Here is an 18758-nt window from a genome sequence, read left to right as displayed (position 1 = left end):
AGACTGTTCGGGTGTCGACCCTCAGTGACCTCGTCCTCGCACAAGGCCGTTCCTCCGAAGCCGACGTGGAGTGGCTCCACCTGCTCGTGGGGGACTGGCAGCTGCTCGCTGACCTGTCCTTCGCCGACATGGTCCTGTGGGTCCCGACCGCCGAGGACGGCTCCTTCGTGGCGGTCGCGCACGCCCGCCCGAGCTCCGCGGCGACGCTGTTCTACCGCGACATCGTCGGCCAGGAGATCCGCGAGGAGTGGCGCGAACAGGTCACCGAGTGCTTCGCCGGCGCGAAGGTCGTCGACTCCGCCGAGCCGGACTGGTACGAGGACACCCCGACCCGCGTCCGGGCGATCCCGGTGCTGCGTCGGCTGAGCGCGAAGAGTGCCGAGACGACCGAGCGGCCGATCGCGGTCGTCACCCGACACTCCAACCAGGACGAGATGCGGACACCGAGCCGCCAGGAGCTCAACTTCACCGCGAGTGCGAACGACCTGTTCGGCATGATCGCCACCGGTGACTTCCCGGACATCGGTGCCCCGGCCGGTCCCCGTCGTGGTGCCCCGCGTGCGAGCGACGGTCTGCTGCGGCTCGACACGAACGGCGTCGTCACCTTCGCGAGCCCGAACGGCCTGAGCGCCTTCAACCGCATGGGCTTCGAGGGCGAACTCGAGCGGAAGTCCCTCGCCGAGGTCACGACCGAGCTCATCGGCGCCCAGCTCGACGTCGACGAGTCGCTGCCGTTGGTCGTCACCGGGCGCGCACCCTGGCGGGCCGACATCGAGTCGAAGGGCGTCACCGTGTCGCTGCGGTCGATCCCGCTCCGCGACCACGGTGACCGCATCGGCGCGATCGTGCTGTGCCGCGACGTCACCGAGCTGCGCCACCAGGAGCGCGAGCTCATCACCAAGGACGCGACAATCCGCGAGATCCACCACCGGGTGAAGAACAACCTGCAGACCGTGGCGTCCCTGCTGCGCATCCAGGCTCGCCGGACCCACTCCGACGAGGCGCGCACGTCACTGCAGAACGCCATGCGACGGGTCGCCGCGATCGCCGTCGTGCACGACACGCTCTCCAGCGGGCTGAGCCAGACGGTCGACTTCGACGACGTGTTCGACTCCGTGCTCAAGCTCGTCACCGAGGTCGCGGCCTCGCACAACACGACCGTGCACCCGAAGAAGACCGGCGAGTTCGGGGTGCTCCCGTCCGAGGCTGCGACGCCGCTCGCCCTCGGTCTCACCGAACTCGTGACGAACGCCGTCGAGCACGGACTGGACGGCCGTGACGGCGAGGTCGAGATCGTCGCCGACCGCCACGACGACCACCTCGACATCCAGGTCCGTGACAACGGCCGTGGGCTGCCGGAGGGCAAGGTCGGCTCGGGGCTCGGCACGCAGATCGTCCGCACGCTCATCCAGGGCGAGCTCGGCGGCACCATCGACTGGCACACGCTCACCGGCAGCGGTACCGAGGTGACCATCACCATCCCGTTCCGCTGGCTGACCGCCGCCGCGTAGCGCGGCGCCGCGCGCGTCACGCCGCGTAGCGCGGCACCGCACCGCAGCGCGCCCCGTTCCGGACACGGCGCCCCGTCAGGTCGGGGCGCAACGTCCGCAACGGGGCGCGAACGCCTGCGGAACCGCGCTGTGGTCGCGGAAGCCGCCACGCGGACGAGCCGCGCCGGGTCCGCGGGCTGGTTCCGTGCCTCCAGACCGGCCGCTGCGAACCGCGCCCCGTTCCGGACACGGCGCCCCGTCACGTCGGGGCGCAACGTCCGGAACGGGGCGCGAACGCCGGTCGACGATCCGGCCAAGCCGCACCGCCGCCGCAGCGGCCGCGGGCCGCGCCCCGCACGCCCCGCGCACGACGACGCCCGCCGACCCCGAGGGGGCGGCGGGCGTCGGACGCGTCAGGCGCGGGTCAGGAGGCGCGACGAGCGCGGGCGGCGCGACGCTTCAGCGCGCGGCGCTCGTCCTCGCTCAGGCCACCCCAGACGCCGGAGTCCTGGTTGTTCTCCAGCGCGTACTGCAGGCACATCTCGGTGACCGTGCAGCGCGCGCACACCGACTTGGCCTTCTCGATCTGGTCGACGGCCGGTCCGGTGTTCCCGACGGGGAAGAAGAGCTCGGGGTCCGCGGTGAGGCAGGCTGCCTGGTCACGCCAGTCCATGTGTGGTGCTCCTTGAAATCGATGCTCGAACGGCAGGCCGGGGCCGCGGTTCGGGGATCGGAACGCTGAGCATGCGCGAGGCACGAGGGGACACCTGTGGGGGAGGAATCCGCTGGAAGCGAGTCTGACGCCCGCAGAACGCTCGGGGGAGGAGCGTCGAACCACGGGAGACGCACACCACATCGTGCCGTCCAAACGACCTCGAATATCGTTCCATACTGGTAGGGCCAAATCAAGGGTTCCGACGCTGGAGGAATGCTGTGCCCGACACCACCCCGAACGAGTCCGCCCCCGCCGAGCGGAGGTCGCCGGCACTCGTGGCGCTCCTCGTGGTGGTCGGGGTGGAGTTCGCCGCCCTCGTCGTCGTGACGATCGTCCTCGTCGTCGAGCTCCTCGTCGCACCGGCCACGAGCATCGCCTCCGGCATCGCGCTGACGATCCTGGCGGCGATCGCGGCGCTCTGGCTCGGTGCGCTGTTCGTCGGTCTCCGGAACCGTCGCCCGTGGGTGCGCTCCGGGATCATCGTCTGGCAGGTCCTGCAGGGGGCGCTGGCGATCGGCGCGTTCCAGGGCGTCTTCCGGGTCCCGGCCGTCGGCTGGGTACTGCTCATCCCAGCGCTGCTGGGCATCACGCTGGTGCTGTCGCGTCCGGTGACGGACGCGCTCGCCCGTCCCGTCGAGTAGACGGGCCGACACACGGACGGGAGGCGCACTGCCAGCTGGCAGCGCGCCTCCCGTCCGTGTGTGGTGGCGGCCTCAGACCAGGCCGAGCTTCTTCCGCAGGCTCGCCACGTGCCCCGTCGCCTTCACGTTGTAGAGGGGGAGCTGCACGGTGCCGTCCTCGTCGACGACGATCGTCGACCGGATCGTGCCGGTGACGATCTTCCCGTAGTTGTTCTTCTCGCCCCAGGCCGCGTACGCCTTGTGCACGGCGAGGTCCGGGTCGCTCAGCAGCGGGAAGGTGAGCGCCTGCTCGTGCTGGAACTCCTTGAGCTTCGGCAGGTCGTCCTTCGAGACGCCGAGGACCTCGTAGCCGGCCGCCTGCAGCGACGACATGTTGTCCCGGAAGTCGCACGCCTCGGTGGTGCAGCCCGGGGTCGACGCCGCCGGGTAGAAGTACACGATGACCTTCTTGCCACGGAGGTCGGCGAGCGAGTGCTCGGTGCCGTCCTGGTCCGGGAGGGTGAAGTCGGGGGCGGTGTCGCCGGCGGCGAGACGGTCGGTCATGGTGCTCCTGTCGAGTCCGGTGCCCCGAGTGGTCAGGAGCACGCGAAACCCATGCTATTGTTGTTTCCCGTTGCAGCACGGAAGTGCGGCAGGCGCCTCTAGCTCAATTGGCAGAGCAACTGACTCTTAATCAGTGGGTTCTCGGTTCAAGTCCGAGGGGGCGCACCAGCGAGGCCCCGGTCATCACGACCGGGGCCTTCGTCGTTCCCGGGGCCCGGTGGCCGACCGGGCGGACACGCCCGGAGTGCCGTCCGGGCGCGAGATCGTTCGTCAGGGCGCGGGGACGTCGACGACGCGCTCGTCGCCGACCACCGGTTCGATCCCACCCGCCGACGTCGCGGCGAGGTCGGCCCGGAGCGGTTCGACCGCGTCCCCCGGCACCCAGAGCTCGAAGGTGGCCGCTGCGCCGTAGACGGGGTCGCCGAGCGTCGCGTCGTGGTGCCGGACCCAGTCGCGCAGCACGTTGTCGATGCGGCCGGCGTCGGCGTGCGGGACGTCCACGGTCACGCGGGTCAGCGCCCGCCGGTGCACGAGTGCGGCACGGTCGAGCGTCTCCGACACCGAGGTCGAGTACGCGCGGACGAGGCCGCCGGCACCGAGCTTCACGCCGCCGAAGTACCGGGTGACGACCGCGACGACGTCGGTCAGGCCGCGCCGCCGGAGGACCTCGAGCATCGGGACGCCGGCGGTGCCGGAGGGCTCGCCGTCGTCGGACGACCGTGCCTGGTCGCCGAGCACGCCCGTCACCATGGCGGTGCAGTTGTGCCGGGCGTCCCACCGGCGACGTCGCACCTCGGCGATGACCCGGTCGGCGTCCTCGACGCCCGACACCGGCGTGACGGTGGTGATGAACCGCGACTTCGTGATGACGATCTCGTGCTCGACCGGCTCGGCGATCGTGGACGGGAAGCGGGACATCACCATCCCGAGGGTAGCGGCGGGGATCGGGTCGCCCGCGCTACCATGTCCTGCACGACGTGCGGCTGGGGAGGAGTCCGATCGACATGGCGACAGCGGATCCGAAGGGCGGCGCCCTCGACGCCGCCGAACTCGCGCGCCGGTTGAACCTGCTGCTCGACTTCGAGGAGGCGCAGCGCGGCGCTCCGGTGCCGTTCTCCGCGGTCGAGGACCACGTCGCTGCCCAGGGCGGTTCCCTGTCACGGGCGAAGTGGACGTACATGCTCTCCGGTGACGGCCGACGGAACCGGGACACCGGTCTGCTCCGGCTGCTCGCGGGCTTCTTCGAGGTCGACGAGCGCTTCCTGCTCGAGGACAGCGACGTCCCCGAACGCATCGGCGCCCAGCTCGCGTTGGTCCGGTCGCTGCGATCGGCGCGCGTGAGCGGCTTCGCTGCCCGGACGTTCCCCGGCGAGCTGTCCCCGGACGCCCTCCGTCGCATCGCCGAGGTGCTCGAGGAGGAGTCCGAGCGGGGGAGCGTCGCATGAGCGACTTCGTCGAGACGTTCTGGGCCCGCGGTGTCGCGGAGGGCTGGTCGGACGTCGACCAGGCGGTGACGGCCGCGGCCGCGGTGGTCGGCAAGCCGATCGTCGTGCGTGAGGAGGCGTTCCTGGCGTCCGAACCGGTGTGCGGCTTCGTGGCGACGCTCGAGCACCAGCACCTCGTCATGATCTCGCCGACGGTGTCCCGGACCTTCCGGTCCTTCGTCATCGGCCACGAGCTCGGACACATCCTGCACCGACACCAGGACCAGGCACCGCAGGCCGCGTACATCCGCGACGTCATCCCGGACCTGCCGGAGTACAAGGTCGAGCGGGCCCTCGCCCGCGGGCTGTTCTCGAACGAGTACGAGCACGAGGCCGAGGTCTTCGCCGACCGGCTCGCCGGGCTCATCCGCGGCCACCGCGACCGTCCGAGCGCGTTCCGCGGGGTGTTCGGGTGATCGTCTCCGTCGTCCAGGCGCTGCTCCTCATCGCCGGCACGGTGGTGCTGTTCGTGCTCCAGCGCGGCCAGGACCGCACCCTCGCGGTGACGTTCCTGCTCTTCGCGGCGACGATCGTCACGAACGTCCACGTGGTCTACCGGTGGCTCGATCCGCTCGTCGGCGGGTTCAACCTGGTCACGGTGGTCAGCGACTGCCTGATGGTGGCGGGGACGAGCACGCTCCTGTGGGGCGTTGCGAAGGCCGTCGGTGCGGCACGGCCGTGGTTGCGGAACGCGATCGTCGTCACGTGCGTGGTGGTCGTCGTCGTGGTCGTCGTGGCGTTCACCGTGCTGGACAAGCCGCCGACCACGGTGACGTTCATGCTCGACGCTGGGCAGCACCCGGCGGCGACGGTGTACGCGGCGGCGCAGACGGTCTACCTCGGGGTGGCCCTCGGTGCGACGGGGTGCATCTGCGTGCTGCACCTGGGCGAGGCCCGCACGACCACGGACCTCGTCGGGCTGTGGGTGCTCGTGCTCGGCGGGGTGCTCGGTGTCGTCCGGATGGTCGTCGTCCTGGTGATGGACCTCGCGCACCTGTCCGGCGACCTCGACCTGACGCACGCCCTCGCGCTGCCGTACGACGTCACGACACCGGGCGCGGTCATCTGCGTCTCGTCGGGGATGCTCCTGCTCGTGATCGGCCACCAGGTCTCGCGCCGCCGACGCTCGCGTCGGGTGGACGCCGCGCTGCGGCGGCTCGCACCGCTCCACGAGCAGATCGGCATCGACAACGCCTACCCGGTCTCCGGCGACCCGAGTACGCGACTCAGTCGGCTGATCGTCGAGATCAACGACGGGGCGCGGCGTGCGCGTCGCGTGCTGAGCGACGCGGAGCGCACGGCGCTCGCGGAGGCCGAGGCGGCGCTCGACGCCGCGTAGGAGTCCTCGGGTCGCCGCAGGAACTCGCGGCGTTGAACGGGAAACCGATCCCACTGGATGGCTCGACGCCGTCGACCGATCCGTGTAGGGTTTGTAGCAAGTGCTACAGATCTTGTGGCCGCCGGGGTGGGACTCGGCCGCGTTGGGGGCGGCCGAGCACCACCGGCTCCGACATGCGTTGTCTAGGATCGTCGGGTGACCGTCTTCGCAGCTGTCGTCCTGTTCATCGGTGCCGTCTTCAACGTCGTCACCTGGCCGCGCTTCTTCCAGCGCGTCGCGAAGGACACCCGTGCGCGCGACACCGCCGGCAAGCCGACGACCTTCTACACCGTGCACCTCGTCCTGCTCCTCATCGCGCTGCTGATCGCCGTCGCGGCGGTCGTCGCGGGGATCCTCCTGCTGGTCTGAGCCGTCCACGGCACGTCCGTGCCGACCGTGTGCCGGACGGGAGGCGCGGTCTGGCCCCGCCACGCGCCTCCCGTCCGTCCGGTCCAGCGCCCAGGGCGCTTCAGGCCCGGTTCAGCGGGGCCCGGCAGGATCGTGGGATGCGTGTGCTGGTGGTCGACGACGAGGTCCGGCTCGCCGACGGCGTGCGACGCGGTCTGGAGGCCGAGGGATGGGCGGTCGACGTCGCCCACGACGGCGTCGACGGACTCTGGCACGCCCGCGAGTTCACCTACGACGCCATCGTGCTCGACCTCATGATGCCCGGCCTCAGCGGCTGGGCGGTGTGCGCGCAGCTCCGAGCGGACGCCGACTGGACGCCCGTGCTCATGCTCACGGCGAAGGACGGCGAGTGGGACCAGGTCGAGGCGCTCGACGCCGGAGCCGACGACTACGTCACGAAGCCGTTCTCGCACCCGGTGCTCGTCGCACGCCTGCGCGCCCTGGTCCGGCGCGGAGCCCGTGAGCGCCCGGCGGTGCTGACCGTCGGTGACCTCGTGGTGGACCCGGCTGCCCGCACCGTCGCCCGGAGCGGGACGCCGATCGACCTGACGAGCCGGGAGTTCGCGGTGCTCGAGTTCCTCGCCCGCCGGGCCGGACAGGTGTGCTCGAAACGGGACGTGATCGAGAACGTCTGGGACGTCGACTTCGACGGTGACCCGAACATCGTCGAGGTGTACGTCGGACACCTCCGCCGCAAGGTCGACCGGCCGTTCGGGCGCACGTCGCTCGAGACGGTCCGGGGAGCCGGGTACCGGTTGGCCGCGGACGGTGGCTGAGCGACGCGTCCGGGGCCGGCGACGCGTGCGGTCGGTCCGCGCCAGGACGACGCTCGGCGCGGTCGCCGTGGTGCTCGCGACGCTCCTCGTCGGGGCGGCGACGTTCGTCGTGGTGCTGCGGCTCGTGCTCCTCGACGGCGTGCGGGCGGGCGCCCTGGCCGGCCTCGACCAGGCATCGGCCCGCGTCGAGGACGACGGTGCCGGCGTCGTGCGCGGCTACGAGGACGTCCTCGTGCAGGTGGTCGCCGAGGACGGCTCGGTGCTCGCGCACGGGGACGACGCCGACCCGCCCGCGCTCCCGACGGCCGACGAGTCCCGGTGGTCGCACGACGGGGAGCGCTGGCTGCTCGTCGCCGACGACGTGGACCTGCCGGGTGGCGGCGAGGCGACGCTCGTCTACGGCGTCTCGCTCGAGCAGACCGACGCCGCGGTCGGCGCCACCGTGGCGCTCCTCGCAGTCGGTGTGCCGCTGCTCGTACTGGTCATGGGATCGGTCACCTGGTTCGTCACCGGTCGTTCGCTCCGCCCGGTGGAACGGATGCGCGCCGAGGTCGAGACGATCCGGGCGGCCCGACCGGACGCGCGCGTCGCGGTGCCGGACACCGGCGACGAGATCGCTCGCCTCGCCGACACCATGAACGACATGCTCGACCGGCTCGACCGCGCCGCCGCGGGGCAGCGACGGTTCGTGTCCGACGCGTCCCACGAGCTGCGCTCGCCGATCGCCACGCTGCGGCAGCACGCCGAGGTCGCCGCCGCGCACCCCGAACGCGCCGACGTCGCCGAGCTCTCCGACGTCGTCCGGTCCGAGGCGCTCCGACTGCAGGACCTCGTCACCGCCCTGCTCGAGCTCTCGCGGCTCGACGAGGGCGGGCTCGGCCAGCGACGTCCGGTCGACCTCGATGACCTGGCGTTCGGTGCCGCCGCACGGGCTCGCGCCGCCGGGACCGTGCAGGTCGACGGATCCGGGATCGCCGCCGCCCGGGTGCTCGGCGACGAACGTGTGCTCGCCGGGGTCGTCCGGAACCTCGTCGACAACGCCGTCCGGCACGCGGACGCACGGGTGGCGGTGACGCTCGCGGCGGTCGGCACCGACGCCGTCCTCACCGTGGACGACGACGGTGCCGGCGTCCCGACCCAGGAGCGCGACCGGGTCTTCGACCGGTTCGTCCGGCTCGACGAGGCCCGCAGCCGCGACGTCGGTGGTGCCGGGCTGGGGCTCGCCATCGTGCGGGACGCCGTGCGCGCGCACGATGGTCGGGTCGAGGTGACGGACTCGCCGCTCGGCGGGGCGAGGTTCGTGGTGCGCATCGCACTCGGTGGCTGAACAGGTCGCTTCAGGTCCGCTTCAGCACCCGGCAGCCACGCTGGCCGCATGAACGCACTCCGCACCGACCACACCCGTTCCGCCCGTCGCATCGCCGGGCTCGCCGCCCTGCCCCTCGTGGCCTCGCTCGCGCTCGTCGGGTGCTCGACCGGGCAGTCCGCGTCCGGGTCCGGGTCGGGCTCGAGCGGCGCCGCGGCCCCCGGCAGCAGCGCCCCGAGTGCGTCCGCCGCGTCGAACGACGCCCTCCGCGCCGCGGTCGGCACCGCCCGCACGGCCGTCGGGTCCGGGACCGTCGTCTCCGTCGAGCAGGAGCAGAACGGTTCGGCGTTCGAGGTCCTCGTCGTGACCGAGGACGGTGTCGAGCACGAGGTGCACACCGACGCGGCCGGCACGACGGTGACCGGGTCGCCGCGTGCCGAGCGGACGGACGCGGACGACCGGGCCGAGCACGACCGGTTCACGGCGGCTGCCGACCTGGACGTCAGCGACGCCGTCGGGAAGGTCGAGGACCTGCACGCCGGCACCATCACGGAGCTCGGTCTCGACGACCACCTCGGGAAGGTCGTCTGGGAGGGCGATGTCCGCGACGGCTCCGGCACGAAGCACAGCGTCCGGATCGACGCCGGGTCCGGGGCGGTCGTCACCGACACGGTCGACGGCGACGACTAGCGGCGCGCGCGTGTGCGTGTGCGGGTGCGCGTGCTCGCCCGCGCGCGCCCGCGCGAGCGTCGGTCGTCCGCGGTAGACCAGGGGCAGCCGGCCGAGCGCCGGGGAACCGGGAGCACCATGACCGACCAGACCCCTCGCACGTACCCGCAGGGCGTGCCGAGTTGGATCGAGGCCCGACAGCCCGATCCGGACGCCGCACAGGCCTTCTACGGCGGACTGTTCGGCTGGGACGTCGAGGAGCGCCTGCCGCCGGGCGTCCCGGGGTCGTACCGGATCGTCAGCGTCGACGGGCGTGAGGTCGGCGCGATCGCGTCGAGTGCGGACCCGGCCGTCTGGACGACGTACGTCGCGGTCGACGACGCGGACGCCGTCGCGGCGCGGGTGGTGGAGCTCGGGGGCAGCGCCGCTGTGCCGGAGGACGCCGGCCCGGGTGGAGCGGCGGGCCGCAGTGTCGACTGCGTCGATCCCCGGGGTGCCGCGTTCGGCCTGTGGCAGGCGCGGGCACGCCTCGGGTCGCAGCACATCAACGCGCCGGGCGGCTGGGTGTTCAGCGACCTGCGGTCCACCGATCCCGAGCGGGCGATCGCCTTCTACGAGCGACTGTTCGGTTGGCAGGTGTCCGGCATCGAGGAGGGCCCGAGCGCGATGGTGCGCCTCCCCGGGTACGGGGACCACCTCGCCGCGACCTCCGACCCGGACATCCGGCAGCGCCAGGCCGGCGCCCCGGAGGGCTTCGCCGACGTCGTCGGTGCGCTCGCCCGGATGGATGACGGACCGGACGACTGGCACGTCTCGTTCAGCGTCGCCGACCGGGACGACGCAGCGGCGACAGCCGAGCGACTCGGAGGACGGGTGCTGGGGAGCTGGGAGGGGTTCTGGACGCGTGCGGCCGAGCTGCAGGACCCGCAGGGTGCGACCTTCCGGGTCACCCAGTTCGCCCCGGGCGACGCCTGAGTCCGGCGAGCAGGTCGTCACGCAGTGAGCCCGACGAGCCCGAAGGCGGCGGTCCGCGGCGTCAGGACTCCGACGGCAGCGGGTCGCCGAGCACCCGGCGGAGCGCCAACCCGGCGACCCGTTCGTCCGAGGTGTCGAGCAGCACGCGGAAGGTGTCGTCCGCCGTGACGAACTCGACGCACACCGCGTCGAAGTCGCACGGTTCGATGCGCCAGCCGTGCACCGCGTCCATCGGCACGGGCACGAGCCCGTCCCGCTCGTAGCTCGTCTCGGCCGACACCCGGTCGTCGTACACCCGGACACGGCCGAAGGTCCCACGCCACGTCAACTGCAGATCGAGCGTCGGAGCGCCCGTCGCGGACGTCGCGGGGGACGACGGCGACGCGGGGGCGGTGGGTACTGGGGAGACAGAGGAGTCCGGCACCCGCCGATCGTACCGACGGGTGCCGGACCCCTTTGCGTCCGTGTCGGACGTCCGTTCGCTATCCGGACAGTCCCGGGATCAGCGCTCGTCCGTGCCGTCGTCCTCGCCCGGTCGGCGCACCAGGTTGGCCGGGTCGCGCCCGGTCACCGGGAACGGACCGGTCACGCCCTCGCGGAGTGCGGCGATGCGGAGGATCCGGTCGCGCTGCAGGAACCAGCCCACGATGAGCAGCGGGATCACGATCACGAGGGACGCGATCGTGTAGGTGCCGACGGGGTAGTCGATCGCCATCAGGACGATCACCGAGGCGAGGAACGCCAGGGTCAGCCACGACGTCACCGGAGCACCAGGGAGCTTGAACGTCGGCTCCTTCGCGAGGCCCTGCTTGGCCCACGAGCGGAGCCGCATCTGGCAGAGGATGATCGTGCCCCACGCCGTGATGATCCCGAGGCTGGCGATGTTCAGCGCGATCTCGAACGCCTGGCTCGGGATGAAGTAGTTGAGCACCACACCGGCGACCGTGAAGGCCGCGGTGAGCAGGATGCCGGCGTACGGCACGCCGCCCTTCGACATCTTCGTGGTCCACTTCGGCGCCGAGCCGTTCATGCCCATCGAGTGCAGCGCGCGACCGGTGGAGTACAGGCCGGCGTTCAGCGAGGACAGGGCGGCGGTGAGGACGACGAAGTTCATGATCGACCCGACGATCGCCCCGACCTGCGGGTTGCCGATCGACGAGAAGAACGTGACGAAGGGGCTCTCGCCCTCCTTGTACGCGGTGTAGGGCAGCAGGATCGACAGCAGCACGACCGAGCCGACGTAGAACACGGCGATGCGGACGATGACCGAGTTGATCGCTCGCGGGATGACCTTCTCGGTGTCCTGCGTCTCGCCCGAGGCGGTCCCGACGAGCTCGATGGCCGCGTACGCGAACACGACGCCCTGCACGACGAGGACGGCCGGGAGGAGCCCGTTCGGCAGGATGCCGCCGTTGTCGGTCCACAGGCTGAAACCGGTGCGGACGGTCTCGCCGCCGGCCTCGACCGGGAAGGCCCAGATCAGCCAGATGAGCGCGATCACGAGGAACGCCACGAGCGCGGCGACCTTGATGAGGGCGAACCAGAACTCGAGCTCGCCGAAGACCTTGACGGCCACCATGTTGGCGGCGAGGACGACGACGAGTGCGATCAGCGCGAGGAGCCACTGCGGCGCCGCGGTGAAGGCCGACCAGTACTTCAGGTAGACCGCGACCGCGGTGGTGTCCACGATCGAGGTCATCGCCCAGTTCAGGAAGTACATCCAGCCGGCGGCGTACGCGAACTTCTCGCCGAAGAACTCACGGGCGTACGAGATGAACGACCCGGAGGACGGGCGGTGCAGCACGAGCTCGCCGAGCGCCCGGAGGATGAAGAAGGCGAAGATGCCCGCGATGAGGTAGACGACCGCCAGGGCCGGTCCCGCGGTGTGCAGTCGACCACCGGCACCGAGGAAGAGCCCGGTGCCGATCGCGCCGCCGATGGCGATCATCTGCAGTTGCCGGGGCTTCAGACCGTGCTGGTAGCCCTCCTGCTCGTGCGAGAAGTCGTTCGCGGGCGCGCGGTCCACCCCGGTGTCGTTCTGCGCTGTCATGCGCGACACGCTACAGGTGTGTGGAAGCAGGGCGGCACACGAACATGCGAGGAGGCTGAACCACAACGGGACGGTCACGATCGCGATCCGCGCCGCAGCGGGCGACACGCCGTGGTCGGGGTACGCCGGTGCCGGGATTCCGGCGGACCCGGATTCGCGACGGGGGACAACCGTCGATAGCCTTGAACGTCCCCTCAGGGGGACACCGACGATCAGGACGCGTCCGCCGCAGCAGCACCGTGGCGACCGTACGGTCGGCCGGACCGGGGTCGTCCCGAGTACGACCCCCGCGTGCGTGATCGCTCGCCCTGCGCCCCTTGCGCGGGCTCGACGCGGTGCCGCCGAACGCAGGGTGCCGGACGACCCGTCCGCAACCACACCGGGAACGCCGTGCGCCCGTGCGCCGCGGACCCGCGAGGAGCACCGTTGACCATCGCACCACCCCAGGACCGGCGTGCCAGCACGCCGGTCGACCCGACCGGACCGGCCGCCGTCAGCGTCCACGGCGCCTACAAGGTGTTCGGCCGTCGACCGGCCGAGGCCGTGAAGCGCCTCGCCGCCGGCGCCACCCGTGACGCGGTCCGGGACCTCGGCTCCGCCGCCGTCATCGACGCGTCATTCGACGTGCGCCCCGGCGAGATCTTCGTCGTGATGGGCCTGTCCGGCTCCGGGAAGTCGACGCTCATCCGGATGCTGAACGGACTGCTCGAGCCGACGGCGGGCACCGTCGAGATCGGCGGACGCACGGTCACGAAGGCGACGCCGAAGGAGATCCGCGAGATCCGGCGCACGAGCGTGTCGATGGTCTTCCAGCACTTCGCGCTCCTGCCGCACCGCACCGTGCTCGAGAACGTCGCGTTCGGCCTCGAGGTCAACGGCGTCGACAAGGCCACCCGGCTCGCCAAGGCCCGTGAGGTCATCGCCCTCGTCGGCCTCGACGTCTGGGCGGACGCCAAGCCCGACGAGCTGTCCGGGGGCATGCAGCAGCGCGTCGGCATCGCCCGGGCCCTCGCCGCCGAGACGGACGTCCTGCTCATGGACGAGGCGTTCAGCGCCCTCGACCCGCTCATCCGGCGGGAGATGCAGGAACAGCTCGTCGACCTGCAGCAGCGGCTCGGCAAGACGATCGTGTTCATCACGCACGACCTCAACGAGGCGATGTTCCTCGGGGACCGCATCGCCGTGATGCGCGACGGGCGGATCGTGCAGATCGGGACACCGGAGGACATCCTCACCGACCCGGCGAACGACTACGTCGCGCAGTTCGTGCAGGACGTCGACCGCGCCCGTGTGCTCACCGCCGCGAGCGTGATGGAGCCGGCCCGTGCCGTCGTCCCGCTGACGGTCGGCCCGCGCGGCGCCCTCCGGACCATGCGCGACCTGCAGACCGCGGCCGTGTTCGTCACCGGCCGGGGCCGCAAGCTCGAGGGCTGGGTCCGGGACCGCCACGTGATGCGCCAGGTGAAGGCCGGCGACACGAACCTCGACGCCATCGTGAACACCGAGTTCGCGCGGGTCGCCCCGGACACCGCACTGACCGACCTATTCGAGCTCGCCGTCGAGTCGCCGCTGCCCATCGCGGTCGTCGACGACGAGGAGCGCCTGCTCGGCGTCGTGCCGCGCGTCACGCTGCTCGCGGCGCTCGGCAACGTGCCGACCGCGACGATGCCGATCCCGGTGCTCGAGCCGGTCACCCGCATCAGCGACTCCGACATGGACTCGACCCTCGCCGCGACCGTCGACACCGAAGGAGACCACGCATGATCACCCCCGGGACCAACTCCTTCGGCGACTTCCACCTGCCCCTCGGCACGTGGGTCGCCGCCATCGTCGACTGGATCACCACCTACCTCTCCGGCTTCTTCGACGTCGTCCGCTACGTGTTCACGTGGATGGACGCGTGGATGGAGTACTTCCTCTCCACGCCGCCGTTCTGGGTGGTCGTCGTGGTCCTGGCCGCCCTGGCGTTCGTGGCGAAGGGCTGGAAGCTCGCCCTCGGCGCGGCGATCGGCCTGCTCTTCATCGTGAGCGTCGGTCAGTGGACGAATGCGATGGAGACCCTCGCGCTCGTGGTTGTCGCTGCCGGCCTCGCGGTCGTGTTCAGCATCCCGCTCGGGATCTGGGCCGCCCGCTCCGACGCTGCGAGCCGGGTCATCCGCCCCGTGCTCGACTTCATGCAGACCACCCCGGCGTTCGTGTACCTGATCCCGGCGCTCCTGCTGTTCCGCGTCGGCGTCGTCCCCGGCATCGTCGCGACCATCGTGTTCGCGATGGCGCCCGGGGTGCGGCTCACCGAGCTCGGCATCCGCGGGGTCCCCGGTGAGGTCGTCGAGGCCGGCGCCGCCTTCGGCTCCAGCCCGTGGCGCATCCTCCGGCAGATCCAGTTGCCGCTCGCCAAGGCCAGCATCATGGCCGGCGTCAACCAGGTCATCATGCTGTCGCTCTCGATGGTCGTCATCGCCGGCATGGTCGGTGCCGGTGGACTCGGCGAGCAGATCGTCGCGTCGCTGAACCGCATCGACGTCGGCCTCGGCGCCGAGGCCGGACTGTCGGTCGTGGTGCTCGCCATCCTGCTGGACCGGCTGACCGCAGCGCTCGGCGGCGACTCGGGCCGCGCCTCCCGGCTGTTCGGACGGCGGCGGAAGCCCACCGCCACCGCGACGCCGGAGCCGGCGACCGCCCGGACCGCCGCACCCACCGGGGCGGTCACCGACCGCCAGACCGTCGACGCCTGAGGAAGGACCACACGATGCAGCGCACGCACACGAACCGCACGGCACGGACCAAGCGCACCGTGGCCGCGGCCGTCCTGGCCGTCGCCACCGCAGTCGGCCTCTCCGCCTGCATGCCGCCCGGCTACTACGGGGCATCCGGCACGCTCGACAACGGCGACCAGAAGTCGATGCACGTCGTCGTCTTCAACGGCTGGGACGAGGACACCGCCGCCAGCTACCTCTGGAAGCACGTCCTCGAGCAGAAGGGCTACGACGTCCAGCTCACCAACTCCGACGTCGCGCCCGCCTACACGGGCTTGGCTTCCGGCGACTACGACGTGGTGTTCGACACCTGGCTGCCGAACACGCACAAGGAGTACATGGACACGTACGGCAAGGACCTCACGGACCTCGGCGCCTGGAACGACCAAGCGTCCCTCGAGCTCGCCGTGCCGGAGTACTCGGACATCGACTCGATCGACGAGCTCAAGGCGCACGCGTCCGACTTCGGCAACACGATCGTCGGCATCGAGCCCGCCGCCGGTGAGACGAAGGTCGTGTCCGAGCAGGTCATCCCGCAGTACGGCCTCGACGGGATGGACTTCGTCACGAGTTCCACGCCGGCGATGCTCGCGGACCTCAAGGCCTCGATCGCGAAGAAGGAGGACGTCGTCGTGACGTTGTGGCGTCCGCACTGGGCGTACGACGCGTTCCCGATCAAGGACCTGGACGACCCGAAGGGCGCCCTCGGCAAGAACGAGGAGATCCACACCATCGCGAAGAAGTCCGTCAGGGAGGACTTCCCGACGGCGTCGAAGTGGATGGCGGACTTCTCGATGGACTCCGACACGCTCTACTCGCTGGAGAACGCGCTCGTCAACAGCGGCGCGAAGCCGAGCGAGTACCCGGCGATCACCGCGAAGTGGGCGTCGGAGCACCAGGAATACGTGGACTCGCTCACGTCGTCGGAGTAGCGCAGCAGACGGACGGGAGGCGCGGTGCCAGCCGGCACCGCGCCTCCCGTCCGTTGTGTGGTCGCGTCCGCGACCTACGGCTGGCGCGCCTTGACGGCGCGGTCGTCCTCGACGACCGTGCCGATCGCGACGATCGTCGTCGCGAGCCACGCCACCCAGGTGAGGGCGAGGCGCCAGTCGCGCGGACCCTGCCGGGTGGTCTGCACCACGCTGTAGCCGCTGATGATCGAACTCCACACCGCACCGCTGAACATGAACTTCCGCACGGGTTCCTCCTGTCGCTGGTCCTGTCAACGCTACCGGCCGCTACATTGGAGCGCCGCCGGTCGCCCTGCCGGCGCACGCGAAGAGGAGCCGCCGTTGCGTCAGGCCGTCATCGGGGGAGCCCTGCTCGTGGTCGGCGCGGTGTGCGTCGCCCTCGGGCTGCTGCCCCTGTCCGACCTCGCCGAGCTCGCCGACCGGGTCGTCCCCGTCCTGGCGTTCGTGCTCGGCCTCACCGTCGTCGCCGAGCTGGCCGCCGACGCCGGGGTGTTCGACCGGCTCGCTGACCTCGCCGCGCGGGTCGGCGGCGGTCGGACGATCGGGCTGTGGGCGGCCGTGGTCGTGCTCGCCGTGGTGTGCACGGTGTTCCTGTCGATCGACACCACCGCCGTGCTCCTCACGCCGATCGTGATCACCCTGGCCCGTCGGGTGGGTCTGCCGCCGATGCCGTTCGCGCTGACCACCGTCTGGCTGGCGAACACCGCCTCGCTGCTGCTCCCGGTGTCGAACCTGACGAACCTGCTCGCCGTCGACCGCATCGGGTTGGACGGGCCGATCCCGTTCGCCGGGCTCATGGTCTGGGCCGCCCTCGCCGGCGTGGTCGTCCCGTGCGCGGTGCTGCTCGTCGTGTTCCGCGGGAAGCTCTTCGGCCGGTACACGCCGGTGTCCGTCCGGCAGGCGACCGACCCGGTGTTCTTCTGGTCGGCCTCGGCGGTGCTCGTCGCGCTCGTGGTCGCGCTGACGGCCGGCGTCACCGTGTGGATCGCCGCGGTCGCCGCAGCCGTCGTCCTGGTGGCGGTCGCGGCGTTCCGCGCACCGTCGGAGCTGCGGATCTCCCGCGTGCCGTGGTCGACGCTCGTCTTCGCCGCCGGGCTCTTCATCGTCGTCGAGACCCTGCACACGACCGGGATCACCGACCCCGTCGTAAACGCGCTGCCGGGCGGCACCGGGACCGGCGCGCTCCTGGCCCTCGGCGGTGCCGGCGGGGTCGCGGCGAACGCGATCGACAACCTGCCCGCCTACCTCGTCCTCGAGCCGGCGGCCGGTCACGAGGCACTGCGCTACGCGGCGCTCCTCGTCGGCGTGAACGCGGGCTGCCTCATCACCCCGTGGGCGTCCCTCGCGACGCTGCTCTGGCACGCACGACTGTCGTCCGAGGGCGTCCACCTGTCGTGGGGCAGGTACATGGCGCTCGGCTGCGTGGTCGCGCCGCTCACCGTCGTCGCCGGTGTGCTCGCCCTGACGATCTGATCGCGACGGCCAGGCGCGTCGCGACGGCCAGGCGGTGCGACGGCCAGGCGGTGCGACGGCCAGGCGCGTCGCGACGGCCGGTCGCGCCGCTACAGCCAGTCGCGACGCTTGAACGACGCGTAGAGCAGCAGCGACGAGACCACGACGAGACCCATCGCCAGGAACAGTCCGGACCAGTGGCTCTCGCCCGGGAACGTCACGTTCATGCCGAAGGCACCGGTGATCGCGGTGGGGACGGCGATGATCGCCGCCCAGCTGGTCACCTTCTTCATCACGGTGTTCTGCCGGTTCGAGGACAGGTTGAGGTTCGTGTCGAGGACGCTCGACACCGCGTCGCGGAGCTGCTCGACCGAGTCCGCGATCGCCACCAGGTGGTCCTCGACGTCGCGGAAGTACGGCCGGATGCCGTCGGAGATCGTCTCGGCGTCGCCGTGCAGCAACGAGGCGACGCTGTCCCGGGTCGGGACCACCTGGCGGCGGAGCACTCCGAGGGCCTTCCGGAGGCGGAACGACCGGCGCTGGATCTGCTGCTCACGCGGGTCGCCGTGCTCGAAGAGGTCGTCCTCGAGCGCGTCGATCCGCCGCTCGATGTCCTCGACGGTGTTCGTGGCGTGGTCCGTGACCGCGTCGAGGAGTCCCCACACGAGCCACGGGACGCCGTGGTCGGCGATGTCCGCGTTCGCGTCGAGGCGCCGCTCGACCGCGCCGGTGTCCACGTCCGCGCCGTGGATCGTGACGAGGGCGTGCTCGGTGACGAAGGCCTTCACCTCGTGCGTCACGAGGTCCCCGGCGTCGTCGAGGCCGGCGACGTCGTAGACCACCAGGAACAGGCTGTCGCGGTACCGGTCGAGCTTCGGCCGCTGACCACGCTCGACGGCGTCCTCGACGGCCAGCGCGTGGATGCCGAGTTCCGCCTCGACGTGCTCGAGGTCCGTCGGGTCGGGGTCGGTGTAGTCCACCCACACGAACGCGCCCTCGTCGGCGATGACGTCCGAGATCCGGTCGATCGGGAAGTCTCGCTCCGCCGCGTTGCCGTTCCGCCACGCCCGAGTCACGACCATGTGACGAGCCTAGTGACTCATCCTGCCGCCGATCCGCCGTGAACCGACCGTCGGGACGCTGG

21 protein-coding genes and 1 tRNA gene are annotated in these 18758 nt (G+C 71.4%); 15 read left to right on the top strand and 7 right to left on the bottom strand.

Translation table 11 applies throughout. The features are described from left to right. Window positions 1-11 precede the first annotated feature (11 nt). Window positions 12-1511, top strand: coding sequence for a sensor histidine kinase (locus tag ACRQ4B_RS13655; protein ID WP_439691945.1), 1500 nt, complete (start codon window positions 12-14; stop codon window positions 1509-1511). Between the two features lie 403 nt (window positions 1512-1914). Here ACRQ4B_RS13655 and ACRQ4B_RS13650 read toward each other — a convergent pair whose 3' ends face one another. After that, on the bottom strand, window positions 1915-2163 hold the full coding sequence (locus tag ACRQ4B_RS13650) for a WhiB family transcriptional regulator (RefSeq protein WP_022904217.1): 249 nt from the start codon (window positions 2161-2163) through the stop codon (window positions 1915-1917). A gap of 260 nt (window positions 2164-2423) precedes the next feature. Here ACRQ4B_RS13650 and ACRQ4B_RS13645 point away from each other — a divergent pair, with 260 nt between their 5' ends. Continuing rightward, window positions 2424-2846 (top strand): hypothetical protein, encoded by a 423-nt coding sequence (locus tag ACRQ4B_RS13645; protein WP_439691944.1) that lies wholly within the window; start codon window positions 2424-2426, stop codon window positions 2844-2846. Between the two features lie 72 nt (window positions 2847-2918). Here the strand turns inward: ACRQ4B_RS13645 and bcp are convergent, their stop codons facing one another. Then, window positions 2919-3389: a thioredoxin-dependent thiol peroxidase gene (bcp, locus tag ACRQ4B_RS13640; RefSeq protein WP_144757367.1), complete on the bottom strand. Its 471-nt coding sequence runs from the start codon at window positions 3387-3389 to the stop codon at window positions 2919-2921. A gap of 92 nt (window positions 3390-3481) precedes the next feature. Here bcp and ACRQ4B_RS13635 point away from each other — a divergent pair. After that, window positions 3482-3557: transfer RNA gene (locus tag ACRQ4B_RS13635), tRNA-Lys, on the top strand. A 102-nt stretch (window positions 3558-3659) separates the two neighbouring features. Here the strand turns inward: ACRQ4B_RS13635 and ACRQ4B_RS13630 are convergent. Then, complete coding sequence (locus ACRQ4B_RS13630; RefSeq protein ID WP_439691943.1) at window positions 3660-4307, bottom strand: IMPACT family protein; 648 nt, start codon at window positions 4305-4307, stop codon at window positions 3660-3662. 86 nt (window positions 4308-4393) lie between these two features. Here ACRQ4B_RS13630 and ACRQ4B_RS13625 point away from each other — a divergent pair, with 86 nt between their 5' ends. From ACRQ4B_RS13625 to ACRQ4B_RS13590, 8 genes are all read left to right on the top strand, one after another. After that, window positions 4394-4834, top strand: a complete 441-nt coding sequence (locus tag ACRQ4B_RS13625) for a hypothetical protein (protein ID WP_439691942.1) — start codon at window positions 4394-4396, stop codon at window positions 4832-4834. Beyond that, on the top strand, window positions 4831-5289 hold the full coding sequence (locus ACRQ4B_RS13620; protein ID WP_439691941.1) for an ImmA/IrrE family metallo-endopeptidase: 459 nt from the start codon (window positions 4831-4833) through the stop codon (window positions 5287-5289). Before ACRQ4B_RS13625 ends, ACRQ4B_RS13620 begins: the two co-directional genes overlap by 4 nt. Next, window positions 5286-6212, top strand: coding sequence for a hypothetical protein (locus ACRQ4B_RS13615; RefSeq protein ID WP_439691940.1), 927 nt, complete (start codon window positions 5286-5288; stop codon window positions 6210-6212). The genes ACRQ4B_RS13620 and ACRQ4B_RS13615 overlap by 4 nt, the downstream gene beginning before the upstream one ends. Window positions 6213-6407: 195 nt before the next feature. Next, window positions 6408-6620, top strand: a complete 213-nt coding sequence (locus tag ACRQ4B_RS13610) for an SCO4848 family membrane protein (protein WP_439691939.1) — start codon at window positions 6408-6410, stop codon at window positions 6618-6620. Window positions 6621-6757: 137 nt separating this feature from the next. Then, complete coding sequence (locus tag ACRQ4B_RS13605; protein WP_439691938.1) at window positions 6758-7435, top strand: response regulator transcription factor; 678 nt, start codon at window positions 6758-6760, stop codon at window positions 7433-7435. Then, entirely contained in the window at window positions 7428-8762 is a 1335-nt protein-coding gene (locus ACRQ4B_RS13600) for a sensor histidine kinase (RefSeq protein WP_439691937.1), read from the top strand. Before ACRQ4B_RS13605 ends, ACRQ4B_RS13600 begins: the two co-directional genes overlap by 8 nt. 48 nt (window positions 8763-8810) lie before the next feature. After that, entirely contained in the window at window positions 8811-9431 is a 621-nt protein-coding gene (locus ACRQ4B_RS13595; protein ID WP_439691936.1) for a PepSY domain-containing protein, read from the top strand. A 117-nt stretch (window positions 9432-9548) separates the two neighbouring features. Then, window positions 9549-10385, top strand: coding sequence for a VOC family protein (locus ACRQ4B_RS13590; RefSeq protein ID WP_439691935.1), 837 nt, complete (start codon window positions 9549-9551; stop codon window positions 10383-10385). 61 nt (window positions 10386-10446) lie between these two features. On the opposite strand, the gene ACRQ4B_RS13585 is transcribed toward ACRQ4B_RS13590, so the two are convergent. Beyond that, on the bottom strand, window positions 10447-10713 hold the full coding sequence (locus tag ACRQ4B_RS13585; protein ID WP_439691934.1) for a hypothetical protein: 267 nt from the start codon (window positions 10711-10713) through the stop codon (window positions 10447-10449). 174 nt (window positions 10714-10887) lie between these two features. Continuing rightward, window positions 10888-12435: an amino acid permease gene (locus tag ACRQ4B_RS13580; RefSeq protein WP_439691933.1), complete on the bottom strand. Its 1548-nt coding sequence runs from the start codon at window positions 12433-12435 to the stop codon at window positions 10888-10890. Between the two features lie 432 nt (window positions 12436-12867). Between ACRQ4B_RS13580 and ACRQ4B_RS13575 the strand changes: the two genes are divergently transcribed. From ACRQ4B_RS13575 to ACRQ4B_RS13565, 3 genes are read left to right on the top strand one after another with little or no spacing between them, the layout of a single operon-like run. Next, the gene (locus tag ACRQ4B_RS13575; protein WP_439694401.1) at window positions 12868-14199 is read left to right on the top strand and encodes a quaternary amine ABC transporter ATP-binding protein; all 1332 of its coding nucleotides are present in this window, start codon (window positions 12868-12870) and stop codon (window positions 14197-14199) included. Then, entirely contained in the window at window positions 14196-15170 is a 975-nt protein-coding gene (locus ACRQ4B_RS13570; protein ID WP_439691932.1) for an ABC transporter permease, read from the top strand. Before ACRQ4B_RS13575 ends, ACRQ4B_RS13570 begins: the two co-directional genes overlap by 4 nt. Window positions 15171-15184: 14 nt before the next feature. Next, window positions 15185-16123, top strand: coding sequence for a glycine betaine ABC transporter substrate-binding protein (locus ACRQ4B_RS13565; RefSeq protein ID WP_439691931.1), 939 nt, complete (start codon window positions 15185-15187; stop codon window positions 16121-16123). Window positions 16124-16197: 74 nt separating this feature from the next. Here ACRQ4B_RS13565 and ACRQ4B_RS13560 read toward each other — a convergent pair whose 3' ends face one another. Next, window positions 16198-16389, bottom strand: coding sequence for a hypothetical protein (locus tag ACRQ4B_RS13560; RefSeq protein ID WP_058725532.1), 192 nt, complete (start codon window positions 16387-16389; stop codon window positions 16198-16200). Window positions 16390-16483: 94 nt separating this feature from the next. On the opposite strand from ACRQ4B_RS13560, the gene ACRQ4B_RS13555 reads away from it, so the two are divergent. Further along, the gene (locus ACRQ4B_RS13555) at window positions 16484-17635 is read left to right on the top strand and encodes an SLC13 family permease (RefSeq protein ID WP_439691930.1); all 1152 of its coding nucleotides are present in this window, start codon (window positions 16484-16486) and stop codon (window positions 17633-17635) included. Window positions 17636-17724: 89 nt separating this feature from the next. Here ACRQ4B_RS13555 and ACRQ4B_RS13550 read toward each other — a convergent pair whose 3' ends face one another. Next, window positions 17725-18696: a magnesium transporter CorA family protein gene (locus ACRQ4B_RS13550; RefSeq protein WP_439691929.1), complete on the bottom strand. Its 972-nt coding sequence runs from the start codon at window positions 18694-18696 to the stop codon at window positions 17725-17727. Window positions 18697-18758: the final 62 nt, after the last annotated feature.

The sequence above is a fragment of the Curtobacterium sp. SP.BCo genome (genome assembly GCF_051903265.1).
Lineage (GTDB): Bacteria > Actinomycetota > Actinomycetes > Actinomycetales > Microbacteriaceae > Curtobacterium.
The sequence above is the reverse complement of the archived record's forward strand: the minus strand, read 5'-3'. Positions and strand labels throughout refer to the sequence as shown.

Excerpts from the sequence above, each read along its gene's own strand:
- ACRQ4B_RS13650 (WP_022904217.1), bottom strand. The coding sequence starts at position 2,163 with ATGGACTGGCGTGACCAGGCAGCCTGCCTCACCGCGGACCCCGAGCTC.
- bcp (WP_144757367.1), bottom strand. The coding sequence starts at position 3,389 with ATGACCGACCGTCTCGCCGCCGGCGACACCGCCCCCGACTTCACCCTC.
- ACRQ4B_RS13630 (WP_439691943.1), bottom strand. The coding sequence starts at position 4,307 with ATGTCCCGCTTCCCGTCCACGATCGCCGAGCCGGTCGAGCACGAGATC.
- ACRQ4B_RS13625 (WP_439691942.1), top strand. The coding sequence starts at position 4,394 with ATGGCGACAGCGGATCCGAAGGGCGGCGCCCTCGACGCCGCCGAACTC.
- ACRQ4B_RS13620 (WP_439691941.1), top strand. The coding sequence starts at position 4,831 with ATGAGCGACTTCGTCGAGACGTTCTGGGCCCGCGGTGTCGCGGAGGGC.
- ACRQ4B_RS13605 (WP_439691938.1), top strand. The coding sequence starts at position 6,758 with ATGCGTGTGCTGGTGGTCGACGACGAGGTCCGGCTCGCCGACGGCGTG.
- ACRQ4B_RS13595 (WP_439691936.1), top strand. The coding sequence starts at position 8,811 with ATGAACGCACTCCGCACCGACCACACCCGTTCCGCCCGTCGCATCGCC.
- ACRQ4B_RS13590 (WP_439691935.1), top strand. The coding sequence starts at position 9,549 with ATGACCGACCAGACCCCTCGCACGTACCCGCAGGGCGTGCCGAGTTGG.
- ACRQ4B_RS13580 (WP_439691933.1), bottom strand. The coding sequence starts at position 12,435 with ATGACAGCGCAGAACGACACCGGGGTGGACCGCGCGCCCGCGAACGAC.
- ACRQ4B_RS13570 (WP_439691932.1), top strand. The coding sequence starts at position 14,196 with ATGATCACCCCCGGGACCAACTCCTTCGGCGACTTCCACCTGCCCCTC.
- ACRQ4B_RS13565 (WP_439691931.1), top strand. The coding sequence starts at position 15,185 with ATGCAGCGCACGCACACGAACCGCACGGCACGGACCAAGCGCACCGTG.
- ACRQ4B_RS13550 (WP_439691929.1), bottom strand. The coding sequence starts at position 18,696 with ATGGTCGTGACTCGGGCGTGGCGGAACGGCAACGCGGCGGAGCGAGAC.